Below are 21,604 nucleotides of genomic sequence, written 5' to 3'. Positions count from 1 at the left end.
TTTTCTTGTTTGATTTAATTATAAAACTTTTTACTTATCAGGGTCTACCTTATGAAAGTCTCCATCAACAGTTGAACCACCTTGACCGTTGTCTGAGCCATTATCATTGTTTGGTTGACCACCATTTTGTGGGCCTTGAGGGCCAGCTTGACCAGCTGCACCTTGAGCACCACCATTTTGTTGGTAAAGCTTAACAGCTAAATCTTGAGCAGCCTTTGATAAAGCCTCTTTCTTTTCTTTCATTTCATCCAAGTTGTTGTCTTTTTGAGCCTTCTTCAAAGCATCTAAAGCATCTTGAACATTCTTAGTTTCAGTTTCAGGAACTTTACCCTCAGTTTCCTTTAAAGTCTTTTCAGTAGTAAAGATTAATTGATCTACTTCGTTACGTAAATCAACTTCTTCTTTACGCTTTTTATCTTCTTCAGCATGCTCTTCAGCATCCTTTTGCATCTTCTTGATTTCTTCATCTGATAAACCAGAAGAACTCTTAATGGTAATCTTTTGTTCCTTACCAGTACCCATATCCTTAGCAGATACGTTTACAATACCGTTCTTATCGATATCAAAAGTAACTTGAATTTGTGGAACACCACGTGGTGCTGGTGGAATATCAGTTAATTCAAAGCGTCCCAAAGTCTTGTCATCAGCGGCCATTGGACGTTCACCTTGTAAAACATGAACATCTACTGCTGGTTGGTTATCAGCTGCAGTTGAAAAGATTTGGCTCTTTGAAGTTGGAATAGTAGTGTTTCTGTCAATTAACTTAGTGAAGACACCACCCATAGTTTCAATACCAAGTGATAATGGAGTAACATCAAGTAAAACAATATCCTTAACATCACCTGAGATAACACCACCTTGAATTGCTGCACCTAAAGCAACAGCTTCATCAGGGTTAATTGAGTGGTCAGGTTCTTTTCCAGCCCAATCCTTAACAGCCTTTTGAACTGCAGGGATACGAGTTGAACCACCGTTCAAAATAACTTTATCAATATCATTTACAGTCAAACCTGCATCACTTAAAGCATTGTCAAATGCTACCTTAGTCTTTTGAACTAAATCATCAGTTAATTCATCAAACTTAGCACGAGTTAAATCAGCTTCAAGGTGAAGTGGACCAGCCTCTCCAGCAGAAATGAATGGAAGTGAAATGTGAGTTGAGGAAACACCAGATAAGTCTTTCTTAGCCTTTTCTGCAGCATCCTTTAAACGTTGTAGTGCCATCTTATCGTTAGATAAGTCAACACCATTTTCTTCCTTAAAGTTTTGGATTAACCAATCCATAATTCTTTGGTCAAAGTCGTCACCACCAAGGTGAGTATTACCATTAGTTGATAATACTTGGAAGACTCCATCACCTAATTGCAAGATAGAAACATCGAAAGTACCACCACCAAGGTCGTATACTAATACTTTTTCATCATTTTCATCTTTATCAAGACCATATGCTAAAGCTGAAGCAGTTGGTTCATTGATAATTCTTTGAACATTTAAGCCAGCAATTTTACCAGCATCTTTAGTAGCTTGACGTTGTGCATCGTTGAAATAAGCAGGAACAGTAATAACTGCGTCAGTTACCTTTTCACCCAAATAGTCTTCAGAAAACTTCTTAATGTATTGCAAAATAAAAGCTGAAATTTCTTGTGGAGTATATTCCTTATCTCCAACTTTAACTTTGTAGCCTTCTTCACCCATATGACTCTTGATTGAAACAATAGTGTTAGGGTTAGTGATTGCTTGACGCTTAGCTACTTCTCCAACTTGAATTTCACCATTTTTAAAAGCAACTACAGAAGGAGTTGTACGGTTACCTTCTGGGTTAGTAATAATTTTAGGTTCTTTACCTTCAAGTACGGCAACAGCAGAGTTAGTCGTACCTAAGTCAATACCAATAACTTTTGACATATATGGAACTTCCTTTCTTATTGAGCCACTACAACCATCGCTGGTCTTAATGTTCTATCTTTATATTGATATCCTTTTTGTAAAACTTTAACTACGCGATCTTTTTGTTCATCATTTTCTGCTGCCACAGTTTGAACAGCTTGATGAAGAGAAGGATCAAAAGTTTCGCCCTCGGCTTTAATTTCAGTAATTCCTTGATCTTTCATTGATTTAACTAATGAATCAAGAGTCATCTGAACGCCCTTTTGAAGTTGCTTAGCAGCTTCATCATCGGCTTTAACAGCTAATGCTCGCTCTAAGTTATCCATTGCAGGCAAAACTTCTTTAGCCAAGCTTTGAGATTCATATTTTATTAACTGAGCACGTTCTTTTGCATAGCGCACTTGCATATTTTGAATCTCAGCTTCACTACGTAAGTATTTATCTTCAAGATCCTTATTTTTAGCAGTTAATTCAGCAATTTCTTTTTCATAATTCTCTACTGGATTTTCCTTAACTTCCTCTTTCGGAGCTGCTTTTGGATCTTTTTTTGGTGCCTTATCTGGGGTCACCTCGTCCTTTAAATCTTTTTCATGCGGAAACTCTTCTTTACTCACAGCTAACCTCCTTACTTAAATCTACCATAATAATCTAACAATTTCTTTGCTAGTTCATTCCTAAAATACTCGAGTAATCCGATCATCTGCGAGTATGGCATGTTTGTTGGCCCTAGTAGTGCAATTGTTCCTTTACCATATTTACCAACACTATATTGTGCAGTTAATAAGCTGTAATTTTCAAGTAAATCGGATGGTAATTCTGAACCCAATTTAACCTGAACCTTAGAACTAGAATCATTTTTCAGTTCATCTTCAGGATTAAAACCAATCAAACTTGAAAGTGCATCATTTTGATCAATTAACTTATACAGTGATTTTATCTTGGTTAAATCATCGTTTTCATAATTACTCAAAAGATTAATTTGACCATCAACATACATTTGCTCACTAGCCGCATCTTTAATGACATCTTGTAAGAGATCTAATATTTCCGGTGCAGATCCTCGAGCAATAAGATGATCAGCAATTCGCTTGAGTAATACTTCATTAATTGAACTAAGTGATTTTCCAACTAATTGATCATTAATCAATCGAACAGCTTTTTCAATTTCTTCCCCGTTAGTGTGATGAGGCAAAGTATAAATTTGATTCTTTACATTACCATCATCAGTGACTAAAATGGCCATCACTTGATGACTAGATAGAGGAACAATTCTAAAACCCGTAACTTTTACCGAATGGGTTTCAGGTCCTGCTGCAAAAGCTGTATAGTTAGTCAAATCAGATAAAATCTTTGCAGCTTCCTGCACAATTTCATTAACTTGTTGAAAGGGTCGGTCTAACTGGTAAACAATTTGATTATAGACAGACGTTGGTATTTTTACTGGATTAATTAAATGATCCAAATAGTATCGATAGCCAGCAGTAGAAGGAATTCGTCCACTTGAAGAGTGTGTCTTTTCAAGTAGCCCTTTCTCTTCCAGAACCGCCATTTCATTTCGAACCGTTGCACTGGAGACCTTGACAGGCAGTTGATTCATCACGGTCTTGGAACCTACTGGCTCATGTGTCTGAGTAAAGTCCATAATAATAGTCTTTAAAATAAGTTCTTGCCGTTCAGTCAACATTTTCTCGCCCCCATCATTAGCACTCTTCTTTCTTCTGTGCTAACAATTTATATGATACCATACTTTAGCAATTGTTCAAGTAGAGTGCTAAATCAATTTGATTTTTAACAAAAAAAGCAAGTACTTAGTACTTGCTCAAATTTATTTAATCGGTAGTCTGATTACAGTTCTTACACGATCTACTCTAGTTCTTCGCGGATCACTTAAATATATTTCATGATGATAGCGTGGATTTTTTATATCAATTTGATAATTTTCTGACTTAACAAATTTATGCATATTTTCAATTGTCGTCGATTCGTCATCATAACTACCAATATGCATTTGCTGGACACATAGTCCTTCGTTATATTTAAAAAATTTTACTTTCGAGAAATCTTTTTTCTTCTTTTCACTAGCAGTTTTAACTGCCCAATCCAACTCTTTAGGAGTAACAAAGTCGGGTAAACGAATCATTGAAATCCAAGAAAAGTTTTCTTTATGAGAGTAGTCGATTTTTGAATCATCCCTCATCCACCAGAGACCTTCAAGAGGTGGAACAACAAAATCAAAATAACCTAGGATTTTGTGTTCTCCTTTTTTACTCATTTTAATGGTATAAGCGACACTATACAGCATTTCTAGAGCATTTTTATATGTTCCATCTTCTTTATTTGGATCCCCGCTTCCTGAAACTGCTAGATAGTTCATTTCAGGAATAGTTATTAATTCAGGTTTCTTTTTTGGAAAATATAAATCTTTATATTCTTTTTTATAGTCAAATACCAATTTTTTCTCCTTTAATTATTTAGCTTTTACATCTCCTAATTTTATTCGTTTATCTGTAACCTGACTAATAAAATACTTATCATGTTCAATTAATAGCATTGCCGGTTGTTCTTTTCTTAACATGTTAATTAACTGATCCTGGTTAAACACATCTAAATAATTAGCTGGCTCATCCCATAAATATATATCTGCTTCTTCTACCAATGATTTGGCAATCGCCACTCTTTTTTGCTGCCCCATACTCATTTCTTCAATTTTTGTGGCAAAGCTTTCTCTCGGAAAACCCATTTTTCTAAGAATATTTAATAGATTTTCATAAGATATTTTTTCTTTTTCTGCAAACTGAGATAAAGTACCAGAATATTCAATAAAATTTTGTGGTAAATATGATATCTTTAAGCCATTAACAATATCAAGCTTTCCTTGAGAAATCACATTTTTATCTGGTTTTAAAATATTTTTCAAAAATGTAGACTTTCCAGATCCATTTTTTCCTTCTATAGCTACAATCCCATGATTTTTAATAGTTAAATTTAAATCTTCAAACAATTTCTTATTTTGGACTGTAAGATCTAAATGCTGCGCTTCTAATAGAGTTCCATGATAGTTGGGATGAAAGTTCATTTCTAATTCAGGAATAGACTCAATATTTGTCATTAAGCCTTTTTTATCTTGAATACTCTTATCCATTCTTCTTTCAAGATTCTTCGATCTTTTCATTATTTTAGCTGCTTTATGACTAAAGAATCCCTTATTAATGAATGCATGGATTTCATTTTTATGAGCGCTTGCTTTTTTATTGTTTTCTGATTGAAGAGAATATCCTTTTACTCGCTTTCTACTTTCGTTCAAACTTCTAATTTGACCTTGAAGTTTTTCATTCTTATCTTGATTAAATTTATCTCGCTTTGTCTTTGTATCTTCATAACTGGCAAAATTGCCCTGATACAAATGAATTTCGGTATTTTCAATGGCTAAGATATGATTTGTTACTTGATTTAAGAAAGCACGATCGTGACTCACCACAATGTAGCCATTAGAATGTTGTAAATAAGCTATAACCTGCATTCTGGAATCTTCATCTAAATGATTAGTTGGCTCATCGATTAAAGGAAAACCATTTTTATTAATAAAGGATAGTGCCAACAAAATCTTAGTTTGTTCTCCACCACTTAAAGAATTAAAAGGCTGCCAAATAAGTTCAGGATCAACTTTCATTAAATTTAATTCGCGTTCAAGTTCCCACTGTTCAAATGAAACCTGTTCTTGTAGCGCATATAAAGCTAATTGTTTTTTATCATTAACAGTAAGTGGAAAATAGTTAAATTCAAGTTTAGCTTGTATCTTCCCTGTTCCCCTTAAATTACCTCGTAAAAGATTCAAGAAGGTTGTCTTTCCCCTTCCGTTTCTTCCTACTAAACCTAATTTCCAACTACTATCCAAGTCTAAATTTAAATTATTAAATATATTATCTGAGCTATCTTGATATCTAAAAGAAAGATTTGAAATATTAATATTACTCATATTAATCACCTCACGAAAAAAGCCTACACTTTTGACAAGTGTAGACTTTCTCCTAGTTAAACAAAAAAAGAAGATCCCCATCTACGTTTAATCTTGTCAAAAGTGCACAGTTGTCCTTATAAAAGAAAAATAATTATTAAAATTCAACTATGCTATTTTGCAAGATTAAAAACGCAACGGCGTAACCTTCTTTCAAATATTAAATTTCAATTGATAGAAATATTCTATCACATAGATTATATAAAAGTAACCCTAAAATTAGTTTTTCAATTTATAAAAATATTGTTTAATATCACGCTTATCCTGATCTAATTGATGTGAAAGTTCTTCTATACCAGAAAACTTTTTATTTTTACGGATAAACTTGTACCAGGCTAAAGTTAGTGGCTTACCATAGGCTTCTTCATCAAAATCAAAAATATTAGTTTCAATTGTCAAACCATGATTTGTTTTGAAAGTTTCATTATAGCCAACGCTAGTCATAGCATCATGCCATTTTCCATTTACCTTTGCTCTAGTTGCATAAACTCCCTCAGCTGGTAAAACTTTAGAGCCAGAAATTTCAAGATTAGCAGTTGGAAAGCCAATTTTATGTCCACGTCTGAAGCCGTGAACAATAATGCCAGAAGTTTCATAAGGCTGGCCAAGTAACTCAGCTGCTAGTTCAACATTTCCATGCTGAATAGCTTTTCTAATATAAGTAGATCCCACTTTTATTTTATCTATTGCTTGTTTTGGCTCCACTACAATTTTAAATCTATCTTTAGCAAATTTAGGTAGATTTTCTACATTAGCAATATCTTTGGGGCCATAAGTATAATCAAAACCAACGACTACTGTATCAGCTTTGAGTTTCATTACCACCTGATCAACAAAATCTTGAGGCGAAAGCTGGCTAAATTCTTTAGTAAATTTAATAATTACTAAGTAATCTACTCCCAGCTTCTCCATTTTACGCTCTTTTTCTTGCTCAGTTTCTAAATAGACAAATTTATGATCGTTTTTATAAATTTCTTTAGGATGTTTATCAAAAGTCATTACCATTAATGGTAAGTGCTTTTGTTCTGCTATTAGCTTAGCATCTTTAATGAGTTTTTGATGTCCAATATGCACCCCATCAAAAAAACCTAGCGTTAAGATTACCTTTTTAGTCGTGATAGGTGCAGAAATAGGATAATCTAAGGTTATTACTTTCATTTTTTACTCTCACTATTCATTTTTTAAAAGCATCATTTCAGGACGATAAATTTTACCTTGTCGTTGATAAATAGCTTTTATATGTCCATTATAAACCAAAGCTACCTTGGCATAAGTGGTATTCAATTTAATGCTTGCTCCATTTGAAACTCTTTTAAATTGATCTGGTGATATTTGAAGTTGGGGTAAATCTACGAAAAAGCTATCAATTGGTTGAAGCCATTTTTCAGGATAATCTATTTCTTTTTCAATAGTTTCTAGATCTACCGCTTGACTTAAATCAAAACCTGAACTGCTAGTTCTAGTAAGACTGGTCATTACAGCTGGAACTCCCAATTCCTCTCCCAAATCATTTACTAGGGATCGTACATAGGTTCCTTTAGAACAGCGAATAGCAAAATTAAAACTTTCAGTTTTTTCTAGTGGATCATATTCTGGATCTTGAGTTAATTCATAACTATAAATGTTTACTTTTCTTTTCGGACGTTCTACTGGGATATTTTCTCGAGCATATTCATAAAGTCTTTTACCATTAACACGGACCGCAGAATATATTGGAGGAACTTGATCAATCTTTCCAGTAAGTTTTTTCATTCCACTAATAATTTCATCACTTGTAAATGGAGTAACTATCTTTTCTTCTGCAGTGGTTGTTCCATCTAAATCATAGCTATCGGTTGCTTTACCAAACATTCCACTTCCAATATATGACTTTGGTTTTTCATGCATCAATTCAATTAGCTTTGTGGCTTGGCCAATTGCAATCGGTAATACCCCATTTACTTCTGGATCCAGTGTACCTGCATGTCCAATTTTTCTAATTTGTAAAATTTTTCGTAATTTATAAACACAGTCACTACTGGTTACTCCGCGTGGCTTATTTACTACTACAATTCCATTTAGCATTATTTAATCTCCAAAATAAAAGACGCCTTTCGGCGTCTCTTTCATTTATTTATTTTTATTCTCGCGTTCTTGATCTTGCTTCTTGACTTGATTAATTAACTTATCAATCTTAGAACCATAAGCAACAGAAGTATCACGTTTAAAAATCAACTCAGGAACCTTGTAAACAGTTAAAGTTTGACCAAGCAAGTGACGCATCATACCTTTTGCTTTATCAAGTCCTTCAGCTACTTCTTTTTCCTTTGCTGGATCATCTGTCAACATACTGTAGTAAACAGTCGCATATGATAAATCATTTGTACATTCTACAGCTGTGATAGTGACATCATTTAAACGTGGATCACGAATATCTTTACGTAATATCTTTGTCAATTCACGTAAAATTTCGCCTTCTACACGACCAATTCTATGTTTCATAATTAAGCTCCTTTTTGTGAAAAAAGATGCCTATTTAACAGGTACCTCTTGCATCTCGTAGGCCTCAAGTTGATCGTCAACTTTAATGTCATTAAAGTTTTCAATTGTGATACCACAATCAAATCCTTGCTTAACTTCCTTAACGTCATCCTTGAAACGCTTTAGAGATGCAACTTTTCCATCATATTTAACAATACCATCACGAATTACACGAATACCTGAATCTCTAGTAACATATCCGTTATCAACAAAGGCACCAGCAATTGTACCAATCTTAGATACCTTCCAAGTTTCACGAACAGTTAAGTTACCAGTAACTTTTTCTTCGTATGTAGGTTCAAGCATACCCTTCATTGCAGCTTCTACATCATCCATAACCTTGTAAATAATGTTATATAGACGAATATCTACACCTTCAGAATCTGCTTGACTCTTAGCAGTATTAGTTGGTCGAACATTGAAACCGACAATAAATGCATTTGAAGCACCAGCTAAAGTAACATCAGATTCATTAATGGCACCAACACCAGAGTGAATAATGTTAACTCTTACACCTTCAACTTCGATCTTTTCAAGAGATTGTTGCAATGCTTCTGCTGAACCTTGAACGTCAGCCTTAAGAACAATGTCAACTTCCTTCATGTTCTCTTTCTTCATTGTATCAAACAAGTTGTCTAAAGTAACATGTTGGACATTTTCACGTTGTTTTTCTAAGGCATTCTTAGCACGTTGTTCACCAACGCTTCTAGCAGTCTTTTCATCATCAAAGACAACTAATTTATCAGCTGCTTCTGGAACATCATTTAAACCGGTAATTTCTACAGGAGTAGATGGGGTAGCCTTCTTCACTCTACGTCCCTTATCATTAGTCATAACACGAACACGGCCAAATGTATCACCAACAACAATTGGATCTCCAACCTTTAATGTACCTTGTTGAACTAAAATATCTGCTACTGAACCACGGCCCTTATCAAGACGAGCTTCAATTACAGTACCAATTGCTTTTTGATCTGGATCAGCCTTAAGTTCCATGACATCAGCTTGAAGTAAAATCATTTGCAAGAGCTCTTCAACATTTTTACCAGTCTTAGCAGAGATCTTAACAAAGATTGTATCGCCACCCCAATCTTCAGGAACTAAACCATATTTCATAAGTTGTTCCATAACATGATCAGGATTTGCGCCTGGCTTATCAATCTTGTTCACAGCAACAATAATCGGAACCCCAGCACTCTTAGCATGGTCAATAGCTTCAATTGTTTGTGGCATTACACCATCATCAGCTGCAACTACTAAGATAACGATATCGGTAATTTCAGCACCACGGGCACGCATATTTGAGAAAGCGGCATGTCCTGGAGTATCTAAGAAAGTAATTAAACGATCATCGATTCTTACTTGATAAGCACCGATTCTCTGAGTAATACCACCGGCTTCGTGTTCAGACACGTTAGTGTGACGCAATCTATCAAGTAAAGTAGTCTTACCGTGGTCAACGTGACCCATAATTGTTACAACTGGTGGACGTTTTTCTTGATGCTTAGAAGCTTTAGATTCTTCCATTTCCTTAGTGTATAAAGTATCAATATCAGAGATATCTTCATGCACTTTTTCTTCAGCTTCAATACCATATTCAGCTGCTAAAAGCTCAATAGTATCCTTATCTAAAGATTGGTTTTGGTTAGTCATAACACCTAACATAAATAGCTTCTTAACAATTTCTGCAGGCTCTCTATGAAGAAGTTTTCCTAAATCTTGAGCATTCATGCCTTCTTCATAAACTAATGTTTCTGGCAATGGACGTTCCTTTCTTTGAGTTGGTTGCTTCTTGACTTCTTTACTTTGGTTGATACGTTTATTCTTTTTATTTCTACGACGACGTGCCTTATCTGAATGTTCGCTTCTTTCACGTTCATAATCTGGCACTTCACGTTTCTTACGAGTAAAGTCTTTCTTACGAGTTGGCTTTGTTTCTTCTTTTTGAGGAGCAGGTACAACTGGAGCGATAGGCTCTACCTTTTTTACAGTAGGTCTCTTAGCCTTATTTCTAGCCGGCGATGGTTTAATAATCTTTGGACCAACTGGTTTTTGTGAAGCTTGAACACGAGCTTTTACAGCTGCAGCTCCTTCGAGTTTTTCTTCTTTTGGCTTACGAGTATTTTCCACTTTTTTAACCTTTGATCTTTGAGGATTTTGTTCTTGATGCCATTTACGGCGGGAAGCCTCAGTCTGAGCGTTTAATTCACTAGCTTCGGCTCTTTGTTTTTTCTTAAATTTATTTAATAAATCACGTGCTGCTGGTTTAGCAGAAGTTGTCTTTTTATCTTCATTCTCACGTCGATTATTTTGTTGTTTTTTAAAATTATTATTTCTGTGCTTGTTATTTCCGTGACGATTATCATGTTCATTTTTATTATCACGACGACGAATTGCACCCACAGAAACCTTTATTTTAGCTTTTTCTTTACGACTTGAATTTTTAGAATCCTTTTCAGTAGATGGAGTAGTATTAGTAGACTTCAAACTATCTACTAACTTAGAAACTTGCTTATCATCTAGGGAGGACATGTGGCTCTTTACATCAAAACCCAAATCTTGTGCCTTTTTTACAACAATTTTGTTTTCAATGTCTAATTCTTTCGCTACTTCATAAATACGTTTTTTAGCCATCAAATCACACTCCTTCGTTTAAATTCTTTATCATTGCTTTGCTGAAACCGGAATCCGTAACAGAAACTAATTTTCTTTCTTTTCCAAGGGCCTGTGTTATTTCAGCACTAGAAAAAGTGTCTACTAGTTTGACATCTTTTTTTCTTATAAGGAAATTCAGTTTATCTTTAGTATTTTGACTTACATCATTCCCAATAAAAATCAATTTTGCTTGATTTTTGCTTAAAGATATTTTTACTGCATCAAATCCCGTTGCTAACTTTCCAGCTTTTTGCGCTAATCCAAGTAAATTTAAAGTTTTTTGTTTGTTTTGCAAAATTACTTATCACCAAACAATTCTTTTCTTGCTTTTTGATGATCAACATATGCATAAAGATCATCATAAAAATCAGCTGAAACTTTAACCCCTAAGCTTTTTTCCAAAACTTGATTTTTTTGTGCTTCAGCAATTTTATCAGGTTCTAAAGATACATATGCACCTCTGCCTGATTTCTTTCCAGTCGGATCAACCGAAATATTTTTATCCTTATCAACAACTACTCGCACCAATTCTTTTTTTGGTTGCATAGTATTTGTTAACAAGTCTTTACGCATTGGAATTTTTCTTTTCTTCAAAGAAAGTCACCTATTCCTCATCTTTATCTGCATCATCATTTAATGCTGAATTAACGTCTTCTCCATTTGGAAACTTATCACTTGGCTCGTCTTCAATTTGTTCAGCAATAGATTCTGGTGTTTCTTCATTTGAGACATTATCATTTGTAGTCTCTTGATCTGCTTCAACATCATCACCTTCAGAATCAACAAATTCAACTTGTGATTCAGGTTTAATGTCAATCTTATAGCCAGTTAAGCGAGCAGCAAGGCGTACATTTTGACCACGTTTACCAATGGCCAATGACAATTGGTAATCAGGTACAATTACCAAAGCATTCTTATCATCTTCATCCCCGCTAAATTGAACTGCAATTACTTCTGCTGGATTCAAAGCATTGGCAATAAAATCAGATGGATTATCTTCATATTTTACAACATCAATATTTTCTCCACCCAATTCATTAACGATGTTTTGAACACGAGCTCCCTTTGGTCCTACTAAGGTACCGACTGGATCAATATCAGAATCATTACTCTTAACTGCAATCTTGGTTCTATCGCCTGCTTCACGAGCAATGGATACAATCTCAACAGTTCCATCGTAAACTTCTGGTACTTCTTGTTCAAAAAGACGTTTTACTAAATCAGGTGCTGTTCTAGAAACTGTAATTTGTGCTCCCTTTGAATCAGACCCTACTCTAGTAACCAAGACACGAACTTTATCTTGAGGATTGTAAGTTTCACCTGGTAGTTGATCATTATGCGGCATTACAGCCTCTACATTTCCAATCTTCACATAAACGAAGCGATTGTCACGTCTTTCAACTGTACCAGTAACAATTTCATCTTTATATTGAGAGTACTCGCTAATAATATGTTCTCTTTCAGCTTCGCGTAAACGTTGCATAATAACTTGCTTAGCAGTTTGAGCAGCTAAACGTCCGAAGTCTTTAGGAGTTACTTCAAAACGAATTTCGTCACCAACTTCGTAAGCACGGTTAATTTCAAGAGCATCTTTCAAACTTACTTCGAGACGACTATCTTGAACTTCATCAACTACAGTCTTAATTGCATTAACTTTGAAGTTGCCTTTCTTTTCATCAAAAACAACTTCTACATTTTGAGCTTGGTTATAATTTTTCTTATATGCAGCTACTAAAGCAGCCTTAATTGCATCAACAATAACTTCTTGTTTAATGCCTTTTTCTTTTTCTAAGGTTGCAAAGGCTTCCACCATTTCTTTAGACATAAGTTTTTGATCATCCTTTCTAAAATTCAACTGCAAAGCGACTAGAAGCAATCACCTTTCTAGGGATTGTGATGTCTTTGCGTCGTGTTTTGATCTTTACTTCTAAGACGATCTGATCTTGATTGAGATCTTTTAAAGTACCTTCAAAAGTCTTTTCACCATCAATTTTTTGATAAAGACTAACATGAATGTAGGATCCCTTGGCACGTTCCCAATCTTTTTCATTCTTAATTGGACGTTCTAAACCAGGAGATGAAAGCTCTAAAATATACGGTTCGGGAAAAGGATCAGGATCTAATTCATCTAGTTTTTCTGATACCAATTCACTTAAATTTGCGATCTCTTCAATATCAATTCCGCCTGGGCGACGATCAACATAAATGCGAAGATAATATTGCTTCTTTTCCTTTACATATTCAACATCGACCAGTTCATCGCCTCTTGCTTCGGCTAAAGGCGTAACTACGTCTGCCACCAATTCGGTAACTTTTGTCAAATCTCTTCCTCCGTAATAAAAAGAGTGAGCATTACTGCTCACTCGAATTTGCTATTCGAACTTCGTTTTTAGAATAGCATATTTACTGCAATTTGTAAATTATCCCGCTAAAATAGTGACAATTGATTCTGATCAGGCATTCCCTCAAGAACACCATTATTTTCAAAATACTCCATAATTGTTTGTGATACTTTGCCGCGAGTGGCAAGATCTTCTTTTGAAAGAAATTTCTGTTCCGCACGTGCAGCTACAATTTGCTTTGCAGCATTGTCACCTAACCCAGGAACAGCATTAAATGGTGCTAAGATTGTATGGTCATCAATAATCTTAAAGTCTGTGGCTTCAGATTCGTTTACATCTACCATCTTAATCTTTATTCCACGCTCTAAACATTCATTTGCAATTTCAAGTACAGTAAGTAATGACTTGTCTTTTGCAGAAACATCCATTCCCTTATCCTGAATTTCTTTCATTGCAGCTTTAACTGTATTCTTGCCGTGACTCATTGCTACCAAATCAAACAAGTCAGCACGAACAGAGAAGTAAGAAGCATAATAAATTACTGGATAATATACTTTAAACCAAGCAATTCTCAGTGCCATCAGGATATAGGCTGTAGCATGGGCTTTAGGGAACATATACTTAATCTTAAGACATGAGGGAATGTACCAATCAGGAATCTTATCGTTCTTTTTCAAGATTTCCATATTTTCATCGCTAATTCCTCTACCATGTCGTACAGATTCCATTGTAAAGAAAGCAACTTCTGGTTTTACACCCCAGTGAATCAAGTCCATCATGATGTTATCACGACAACCAATCACATTCTTCAACTTACAAGTCCCATTATTAATTAAGTCTTCTGCATTTCCTAACCATACATCAGTACCGTGCGATAAGCCAGAAATTTGCAATAATTCTGAGAAAGTAGTTGGTTTTGTTTCTTCAAGCATCCCTCTAACAAACTTTGTACCGAATTCTGGTACACCAAGTGTTCCCGTTTTTGATTGGATTTGTTCAGGGGTAACACCTAAAATTTCAGGACTTGAGAAGAGAGACATTACTCCCGGATCATCAGGAGGAATAGTTAATGGATCAACTCCGGATAGATCCTGTAGCATTCTGATCATGGTAGGATCATCGTGACCCAGAATATCAAATTTTAAAATATTATCATGGATAGAATGGAAATCAAAGTGAGTTGTAAGCCAAGCTGCACTTAAATCATCTGCTGGATACTGGACTGGAGTAAAGTCATAAATATCCATATCATCGGGCACTACAACAATACCTGCTGGGTGTTGTCCAGTTGTTCTTTTTACTCCAGAAGCACCGGCTGCTAGACGATCAAGCTCAGCATTTCTTAAATGTAGTTCATTTTCATCTTCATAATGCTTAACATACCCATAAGCAGTCTTATCAGCAACAGTCGCAATCGTCCCCGCTCTAAATGAATTGTCTGGACCAAACATAACTCGAATGTAGTTATGAGCTACTGGTTGATAGTCTCCAGAGAAGTTTAAATCGATATCCGGCACCTTGTCTCCATGGAATCCTAAGAAAGTAGCAAACGGAATATCTTGCCCATCTTTAACTAATGGAGTTCCACATTTTGAACACTCTTTGTCAGGTAAATCATATCCTGACCCATATTCTCCATTCTCAAAGAATTTTGAATACTTGCAATTCGGACAACGATAGTGCGGAGCCAAAGGATTTACTTCCGTAATTCCAGACATCGTCGCTACTAAACTAGAACCAACTGACCCACGTGACCCTACTAAATATCCGTCTTTATTTGATTTGGCAACAAGCCTTTGAGAAATTAAGTAAATAACTGCATATCCGTTTGAAATAATAGAATTCAATTCAAGTTCAATTCTATCTTCTACAATCTTTGGTAAAGGTTTTCCGTATAATTCGTAGGCTTTATTATAGGTTAAATCCTTCATTTCTTGATCCGCATTTTCAATATGAGGTGGATATAGTCCACTTTTAATCGGAGCAATTTCCTCAATTTGATCGGCTAATTTATTGGTATTATCAATTACAATTTCTTTAGCTACATCTTCACCCAAAAAGCTAAATGCATCAAGCATTTCCTGCGTTGAATAAAAATGTAAATCCGGTAAATTCTTATTGCGATTAGGATTTCCCTTTTGAGCCGCTAATAAAATTTTACGATAAATTGCTTCATGCGGTTCAACATAGTGCGAGTCACTGGTAGCTACGACTGGTTTATTTAATTCTTTACCTAATTTATAAATATTTTGAATAATTTCATGCAGCTCGTCTTCATCTTTAATTAGATCATCTTCAATTAAGGTTTGATAAGCTGCTGGCGGTTGGACTTCAAGATAATCATAAAAACGTGCTTTTTCACGAGCTTCATCATATCCTTTTTGCATCATTGAAATGAATACATCGCCTTGCCAGCACCCACTACCAAATAATAAACCTTTATGATATTTTCTTAATTCCGACTTTGGGGTACGTGGAATACGATAGAAATATTTAGTACTTGCAAGCGATACAAGCTTGTACATATTTTTTAGTCCTTCTTGATTTAAAGCAAGAACACTCATATGACTTGGCTTAGCTCGCTTATAAACTTGACCATATTTAGCATAGTCATTCATTTTGCCTAAATCTGCTTCATGAAAACGTTCATTAAAAGCATCTAGCAATTTAAACATTAAGTATCCTGTAGCTTCGGCATCTTGATTAGCGCGGTGATGATGTTCAAGAACAACATTGTATTTCTTAGCTAAAGAATCAAGGGTGTGGCGAGTTTGTTCAGGATGCAAAAGTCTTGAAACTTCAAGCGTGTCAACAACAGGTTGCGTAATTTCTTCTAGACCTGCACGGCGTAAAGCCGCATTTACAAACCCAACATCAAATTGAACATTATGTCCACAGAGAGGACGATCACCATAAAATTCTTTAAATTTCTTAATTACATCTTTTTCATCATCAGCTGCACCAACCATTTCATCAGTAATTGATGTTAAGTTAATCGTTGTATCACTTAAGGGATGGTGGGGATTGATAAACTCATCGAATCTTTCTAGGACCTCACCATTTTTCATTTTTACCGCACCGATTTCAATAATGGTGTCGTAAACAGACGATAGTCCTGTTGTTTCAACGTCGAAAATCACATATTCACGATCTCGATAATCCATTTCAGTAGGATTAAGGACAAGCAAAGCATGATCATCAATCATATTGGCCTCATAGCCATATAAAATCTTCATTTTTTCGCTTGCACCAGTATGATAAGCTTCCGGGAAAGATTGCACATCTGCATGATCCGTAATTGCAATTGCCTTTTGACCAAATTTTTTCGCAGTTTTGATAAAGTCACTCGCCGTACTAGTTGCGTCCAATTGACTCATATTTGTATGAAGGTGCAATTCTACACGCTTTTTCTCTCCTTCATACTTTTCTTCTCGACCCTTATGTTCAATTAATTCTAAGTTTCGAATATTAAAAACAACGTCATGTTGATATTGATCATCAGCTGCATAACCTTGCATTCTAGCCCAAACGCCAGGTTTAATTCCCTTTAGATAATCAATTTGATCTTTGTCAGAAACAAATTTTTTAAAGCTAATTGAATCTGTATAGTCAGTAATCTCACCAGTAAAAATTACACTTCCAGATTTTAATTCATGAATATCAGTATTAAAAATATGGCCTTCAATAGCTACGTTTCCACTGCCATCTTCCAAGTCTTTAATTTGAATAAATTTAGCTTTTTTATCGACCTTTTTGTTGCCCATTCTTGTACTCTTAACAGGCATTTTTTTCTTAGGTTCCGCCGGTTGTTTTTCATAGAATTCTTGCATAGCAGACTCATGCTGAGCCTGCTCTTGTTCTAGACTTCTTAAATTTTCATCAATATTAGTTTCATCAACTTTCGTTGTAAACTTGATATTAAAGAAACCATAATGTCTGAATTCTTTATTTAGTTCTGCTAAAACTTGTTCTGAAAGCAAGCCATTTACTACTTGGTTTTGAGTGGGAATTAGCCATTTTTCTTTTTCTAAATAAGGAGCTTGTCCTTGTAAAAATTCCCGAACCGCTGGTTTTAGGTTAGTTGAATTCTGAATGGCATAAGTCCAGTAGGCCGGTAGTTTTTTACTACTTCCATCGCGTGTTTGAACTAATAATTCAACATTCACAAATGGTTCAAAAGTCTCATGAATAAGTTCATTAAGAGAGCGATAAGTTTCAAAATCTAATGGTGTATCAAAAAAAACGTGGATTTTCCACTTTCTTTCATTAGCGTATACATCCACGTTTTCAATTTCACCATTTTGGACAATATCGTTATCTTCAAACTTATCAGGAAACTTGATTTGATCTAATAGTTTTTTGAAAAGTTCGTTCTTTTTTGTCACAAAAATTATCCTAACTCTTTTGTAATCACAGCATCCAAATCAGAAATATTAACTTCAGTAGCCTTTTCATCCATTGGACGCTTTACTTCTACAATACCATCTTTTGCTTTTCGACCGATTGTAATTCTTAATGGTGCTCCGACTAAGTCAGCATCATTAAATTTAACACCTGGTCGTTCATTTCTATCATCGTATAAAACATCATACTTGGCTGAAAGTTCTTTTTCAAGTTTTTCAGCTAATTCAGTTTGAGTTTCATCCTTCATTTTCATTTGAATTAAATGAATGGCAAATGGAGCAATTTCTTTTGGCCATGCGATTCCATTTTCAGTTAAGTGTTGTTCAACTGCAGCTGACAGCATTCTGGTTACCCCAATTCCATAGGAGCCCATGATTACTGGCTTAGCTTTACCATTATTATCTAAGAAATCAGCACCCATAGTATCAGTATAGTAAGTACCTAATTTAAAGATATGACCAACTTCAATACTAGTAGTAAATTTCAATGGTAAATGATCAACTGGATCTGGTTCTCCTTCATTTGCCGTACGAATATCCGCAAATTCGTCAACTTTAAAGTCGCGATCTAAATTAGCGTTTTGATATTGATAGTCGGTTTCATTTGCACCTACAACTACATTGTACAAATCTTTAACTGTTTCATCCGCAATAATCTTATCAGCCCAGTCAGCATTGATTGGTCCAACGCCGCCCTTTTCTGAACCGGTAATTTCTACTAATTCATCAGCATTTGCAGTTCTAACTTCATCTGCATCTAAGATATGACCTAATTTAACTTCGTTAATTTCCTTATCGCCACGGATAAGAACTAAGACCTTTTGGTCATCTGCAATGTATAAGATACTCTTAACAATTCTAGTTGAAGGAACTTTAAGAAAATCAGCTAGCTTTTCAATTGTATCCATTCCTGGAGTGGCTACTTTAGCTAATTCTTTTGCTTCTTCTGGCTCTTGTTTAAAAGTATCAATACTTTTAGCCATTTCAAGGTTAGCAGCGTAAGTGCCTTTTTCATTAGTAGCAATTGTATCTTCACCAATTGCAGCAGGAGCTTGAAATTCAGTTGAGTTCTTTCCACCCATTGTACCTGAATCTGCAATAACAGGGTGAACAGTAACACCAGCACGATTAAAGATCTTCAAATATGCTGATTTTTGATCATCAAATTGTTCATCTAATTGTTCACGAGTTGCTGCAAAGCTATAACCATCTAACATGACGAATTCTCTACCACGGAGTAAACCGAAACGTGGACGATTTTCATCACGGAATTTAGTTTGAATTTGATATAGAGCAAGTGGCATTTGCTTGTAACTCTTTAAGTTCTTAGCAACAATTTCAGTGAAGGTTTCTTCATGTGTTGGTCCAAGCAAACTTTCACGTCCATGTCGGTCTTGAAGCTTAAACATTTCTGCGCCATATTTTTTATAACGACCAGATTCTTGCCAAAGGGTTGCAGGCAAGAGATGAGGCATGATCATTTCAGGTACATTAATATTATCCATTTCTTCTTCAATAATATTTTCCGCCTTGCGTAAGACGCGGTACCCCAAAGGTAAGTATGCATAAACCCCGGCAGTTACTTGACGGATATAGCCACCTCTAAGCATTAATTGGTGACTTTTTGCTACAGCATCAGAAGGTGCCTCTTTTAACGTTGGCATAAAAAATTTTGATTGACGCATTTATTCCTCCAAAAATTTACTTAATAAAATAGCGATAAATATCATTTCCAGTTACTGCAACAATTAACAGTAAGAGAATGACAAAACCGATTACATCTATAATTGCTTCCTTATCTTCAGGAATTGGTTTTCGAATAATGAGCTGAATCAGGTTAAGTAATAATTTTCCACCATCTAATCCAGGGATTGGAATCAAATTTACAATTCCCAAATTAATAGAAATCATTGCTAAAAATGCTAGCAAGTATGTAAAGCCCATGTTTGAAACTTGAACGGTTTGCGAATAAATTCCTACCGGTCCAGAAAGCTTGTTCAAACTAAAATGTCTAAACAAATTACCTACAGCATTAAAGATTAAACCAGTTGTACTAATACTTGTATTCCATCCACGGCTAATTTTTGCACCAAGACTATTATCAGGCTTTCCATAAAAACCAAGTTGATAGACTTTTTGACCATCTATCTTATTAGCTTTAGGCTTTATGGAGAAATTTTTAACCTTATTATCTCTTTTTACCTTTACTTCAACAGTCTTACCTTTACTTTCAGCTAGTTCAGCAGCAATTTGATTGAAATTACTAATTTTTTTATTATTAATCGCGATAATTTCATCATTAGCTTTGATCCCAGCTACTTGAGCAGGTTGATGAGCAATAGTGCTACCTACTGTTGTAGTCGGTGCACCAGGAGCTGCTAATGACCAAATAATAAATACAACAAATCCTAAGACAATATTCATGAATGGACCAGCAAAATTAGTAGCTAGTTTTTTACCAACACTAGCCTCTTGAAATTGTGTATCTCGGGGTGCAATTAACAATTCAGTTCCATTTTGCTCAATGATCGTGGCATCATGATCAACAGAATAAGTTTTTAGCTGATCTTCATCACCATTTTCATATCCTTGAATAGTTAATCCATCTACTAAATCAGCGGCATTGACTTGTACTGGAATTCCTTCAATTGGCATTTGAGATCCTGATGCATCAATTCGTTTAACTTTATTTTGATCATCTAACTGCAATACTACTGTAGTACCAGGATCAATCTTTGCGGCATCATCAGGTCCCGCTAAGCGCACATATCCCCCTAAAGGAAGCCATCTAATAGTATATGTGGTTTTAGCACGCATCTTTTGAAACAATTTTGGCCCCATACCAATTGAAAATTCACGAACTAAAATACCGCACTTTTTTGCAACAATAAAATGTCCAAATTCATGAACAAAAACAAGTATCCCAAAAACAACTAGAAAGATTAAAATACCTTTCATTCAGTAGCTCTCCTATAAAATACCCATAAATGCAACAACAGGTAAAACGAAAAGCATGCTATCAAATCGATCTAAAATTCCTCCATGACCAGGCAAGATTTTACCTGAATCTTTCACACCATAAAAGCGTTTATAAGCTGATTCAACTAAATCTCCCATCTGACCAACAATTGATAAGAAGAAGGCTAGAACAATCATCATAGCATTATTCCTACCAGTAGGAACTAAGGTAACATAAATTGCTGCGATAATTACTGCACAAATTACTGCTCCAATAGATCCTTCCCATGTTTTATTAGGACTAATAACTGGCCATAATTTATGCTTTCCAATCTTACGTCCCACCATATACGCTGCAATATCCGTTGACCAAACAACTGCAAATACATAGCCTAAAATTGCTAATCCAAGATGGGCATTTCTAATAGCGGCCATGAAGTGAAAGCCAGTTCCGATGTATAAGGCAGCCAAAGTATAAACTCCGGCATCATCAAATGTAACCTTATTCTTAGACAAAACCGTTCTTACGAGCATCAACATTACGAAGATATAAAAAATATCATACTTATTTAAAAACGCAGGTAAAAATTTAAAGAATGAATCGGGGACTGCCATAGTCAAGGTTGCTAATAAGGCCAAGATAAAATCCCAAGAAACAATAATTTGCTTCTTCATAATAAAAATTTCGCTAATTCCAACTGCTGCAAACGCACAAACTAGGACATCAATCCAAATGCCGCCCATTAAAACAATCGGAATAAATAAAATTAAAGCTACAATAGCTGTTATTACACGTTGTTTCATTTAAAATTCTACAGTTCTAA

Annotated in this window: 17 protein-coding genes; all 17 read right to left on the bottom strand. The window is 35.1% G+C overall.

Translation table 11 applies throughout. The features are described from left to right. Nucleotides 1-30 precede the first annotated feature (30 nt). Entirely contained in the window at nt 31-1,905 is a 1,875-nt protein-coding gene (gene dnaK / locus H0I41_RS03810) for a molecular chaperone DnaK (protein ID WP_135014159.1), read from the bottom strand. Nucleotides 1,906-1,922: 17 nt separating this feature from the next. After that, nucleotides 1,923-2,501, bottom strand: a complete 579-nt coding sequence (gene grpE / locus H0I41_RS03805; protein ID WP_135014158.1) for a nucleotide exchange factor GrpE — start codon at nt 2,499-2,501, stop codon at nt 1,923-1,925. An 11-nt stretch (nt 2,502-2,512) separates the two neighbouring features. Next, nucleotides 2,513-3,571, bottom strand: coding sequence for a heat-inducible transcriptional repressor HrcA (gene hrcA, locus H0I41_RS03800; RefSeq protein ID WP_011162232.1), 1,059 nt, complete (start codon nt 3,569-3,571; stop codon nt 2,513-2,515). Between the two features lie 141 nt (nt 3,572-3,712). After that, nucleotides 3,713-4,339 (bottom strand): GyrI-like domain-containing protein, encoded by a 627-nt coding sequence (locus H0I41_RS03795; protein ID WP_135014157.1) that lies wholly within the window; start codon nt 4,337-4,339, stop codon nt 3,713-3,715. 15 nt (nt 4,340-4,354) lie between these two features. Beyond that, entirely contained in the window at nt 4,355-5,863 is a 1,509-nt protein-coding gene (gene abc-f / locus H0I41_RS03790; RefSeq protein WP_135014156.1) for a ribosomal protection-like ABC-F family protein, read from the bottom strand. A 258-nt stretch (nt 5,864-6,121) separates the two neighbouring features. Continuing rightward, the gene (ribF, locus tag H0I41_RS03785; protein ID WP_011162235.1) at nt 6,122-7,060 is read right to left on the bottom strand and encodes a riboflavin biosynthesis protein RibF; all 939 of its coding nucleotides are present in this window, start codon (nt 7,058-7,060) and stop codon (nt 6,122-6,124) included. Between the two features lie 12 nt (nt 7,061-7,072). Next, nucleotides 7,073-7,966 carry a tRNA pseudouridine(55) synthase TruB gene (truB, locus tag H0I41_RS03780; RefSeq protein WP_011162236.1) on the bottom strand — a complete coding sequence of 298 codons (894 nt, stop codon included), beginning with the start codon at nt 7,964-7,966 and terminating at the stop codon, nt 7,073-7,075. 45 nt (nt 7,967-8,011) lie between these two features. Further along, the gene (locus tag H0I41_RS03775) at nt 8,012-8,383 is read right to left on the bottom strand and encodes a ribosome-binding factor A (RefSeq protein ID WP_004895256.1); all 372 of its coding nucleotides are present in this window, start codon (nt 8,381-8,383) and stop codon (nt 8,012-8,014) included. Nucleotides 8,384-8,413: 30 nt separating this feature from the next. Continuing rightward, nucleotides 8,414-11,056: a translation initiation factor IF-2 gene (gene infB, locus H0I41_RS03770; protein WP_004897131.1), complete on the bottom strand. Its 2,643-nt coding sequence runs from the start codon at nt 11,054-11,056 to the stop codon at nt 8,414-8,416. A gap of 4 nt (nt 11,057-11,060) precedes the next feature. After that, the gene (locus H0I41_RS03765; RefSeq protein ID WP_004897130.1) at nt 11,061-11,372 is read right to left on the bottom strand and encodes a L7Ae/L30e/S12e/Gadd45 family ribosomal protein; all 312 of its coding nucleotides are present in this window, start codon (nt 11,370-11,372) and stop codon (nt 11,061-11,063) included. 2 nt (nt 11,373-11,374) lie between these two features. Then, nucleotides 11,375-11,671, bottom strand: coding sequence for an RNase P modulator RnpM (rnpM, locus tag H0I41_RS03760; protein ID WP_003649028.1), 297 nt, complete (start codon nt 11,669-11,671; stop codon nt 11,375-11,377). 10 nt (nt 11,672-11,681) lie between these two features. Next, nucleotides 11,682-12,902: a transcription termination factor NusA gene (gene nusA, locus H0I41_RS03755; protein ID WP_011162237.1), complete on the bottom strand. Its 1,221-nt coding sequence runs from the start codon at nt 12,900-12,902 to the stop codon at nt 11,682-11,684. Between the two features lie 19 nt (nt 12,903-12,921). Next, nucleotides 12,922-13,398, bottom strand: a complete 477-nt coding sequence (rimP, locus tag H0I41_RS03750) for a ribosome maturation factor RimP (RefSeq protein ID WP_004897128.1) — start codon at nt 13,396-13,398, stop codon at nt 12,922-12,924. Between the two features lie 107 nt (nt 13,399-13,505). Continuing rightward, complete coding sequence (locus tag H0I41_RS03745) at nt 13,506-17,804, bottom strand: PolC-type DNA polymerase III (protein ID WP_135014155.1); 4,299 nt, start codon at nt 17,802-17,804, stop codon at nt 13,506-13,508. Between the two features lie 5 nt (nt 17,805-17,809). Continuing rightward, complete coding sequence (locus tag H0I41_RS03740; protein ID WP_053107170.1) at nt 17,810-19,507, bottom strand: proline--tRNA ligase; 1,698 nt, start codon at nt 19,505-19,507, stop codon at nt 17,810-17,812. 16 nt (nt 19,508-19,523) lie between these two features. After that, nucleotides 19,524-20,780 (bottom strand): RIP metalloprotease RseP, encoded by a 1,257-nt coding sequence (gene rseP, locus H0I41_RS03735; RefSeq protein WP_135014154.1) that lies wholly within the window; start codon nt 20,778-20,780, stop codon nt 19,524-19,526. Nucleotides 20,781-20,792: 12 nt separating this feature from the next. After that, nucleotides 20,793-21,584: a phosphatidate cytidylyltransferase gene (locus H0I41_RS03730; RefSeq protein ID WP_004897124.1), complete on the bottom strand. Its 792-nt coding sequence runs from the start codon at nt 21,582-21,584 to the stop codon at nt 20,793-20,795. Nucleotides 21,585-21,604: the final 20 nt, after the last annotated feature.

The sequence above is a fragment of the Lactobacillus johnsonii genome (assembly GCF_014058685.1).
In the GTDB taxonomy this organism is placed as follows: domain Bacteria; phylum Bacillota; class Bacilli; order Lactobacillales; family Lactobacillaceae; genus Lactobacillus.
The sequence above is the reverse complement of the archived record's forward strand: the minus strand, read 5'-3'. Positions and strand labels throughout refer to the sequence as shown.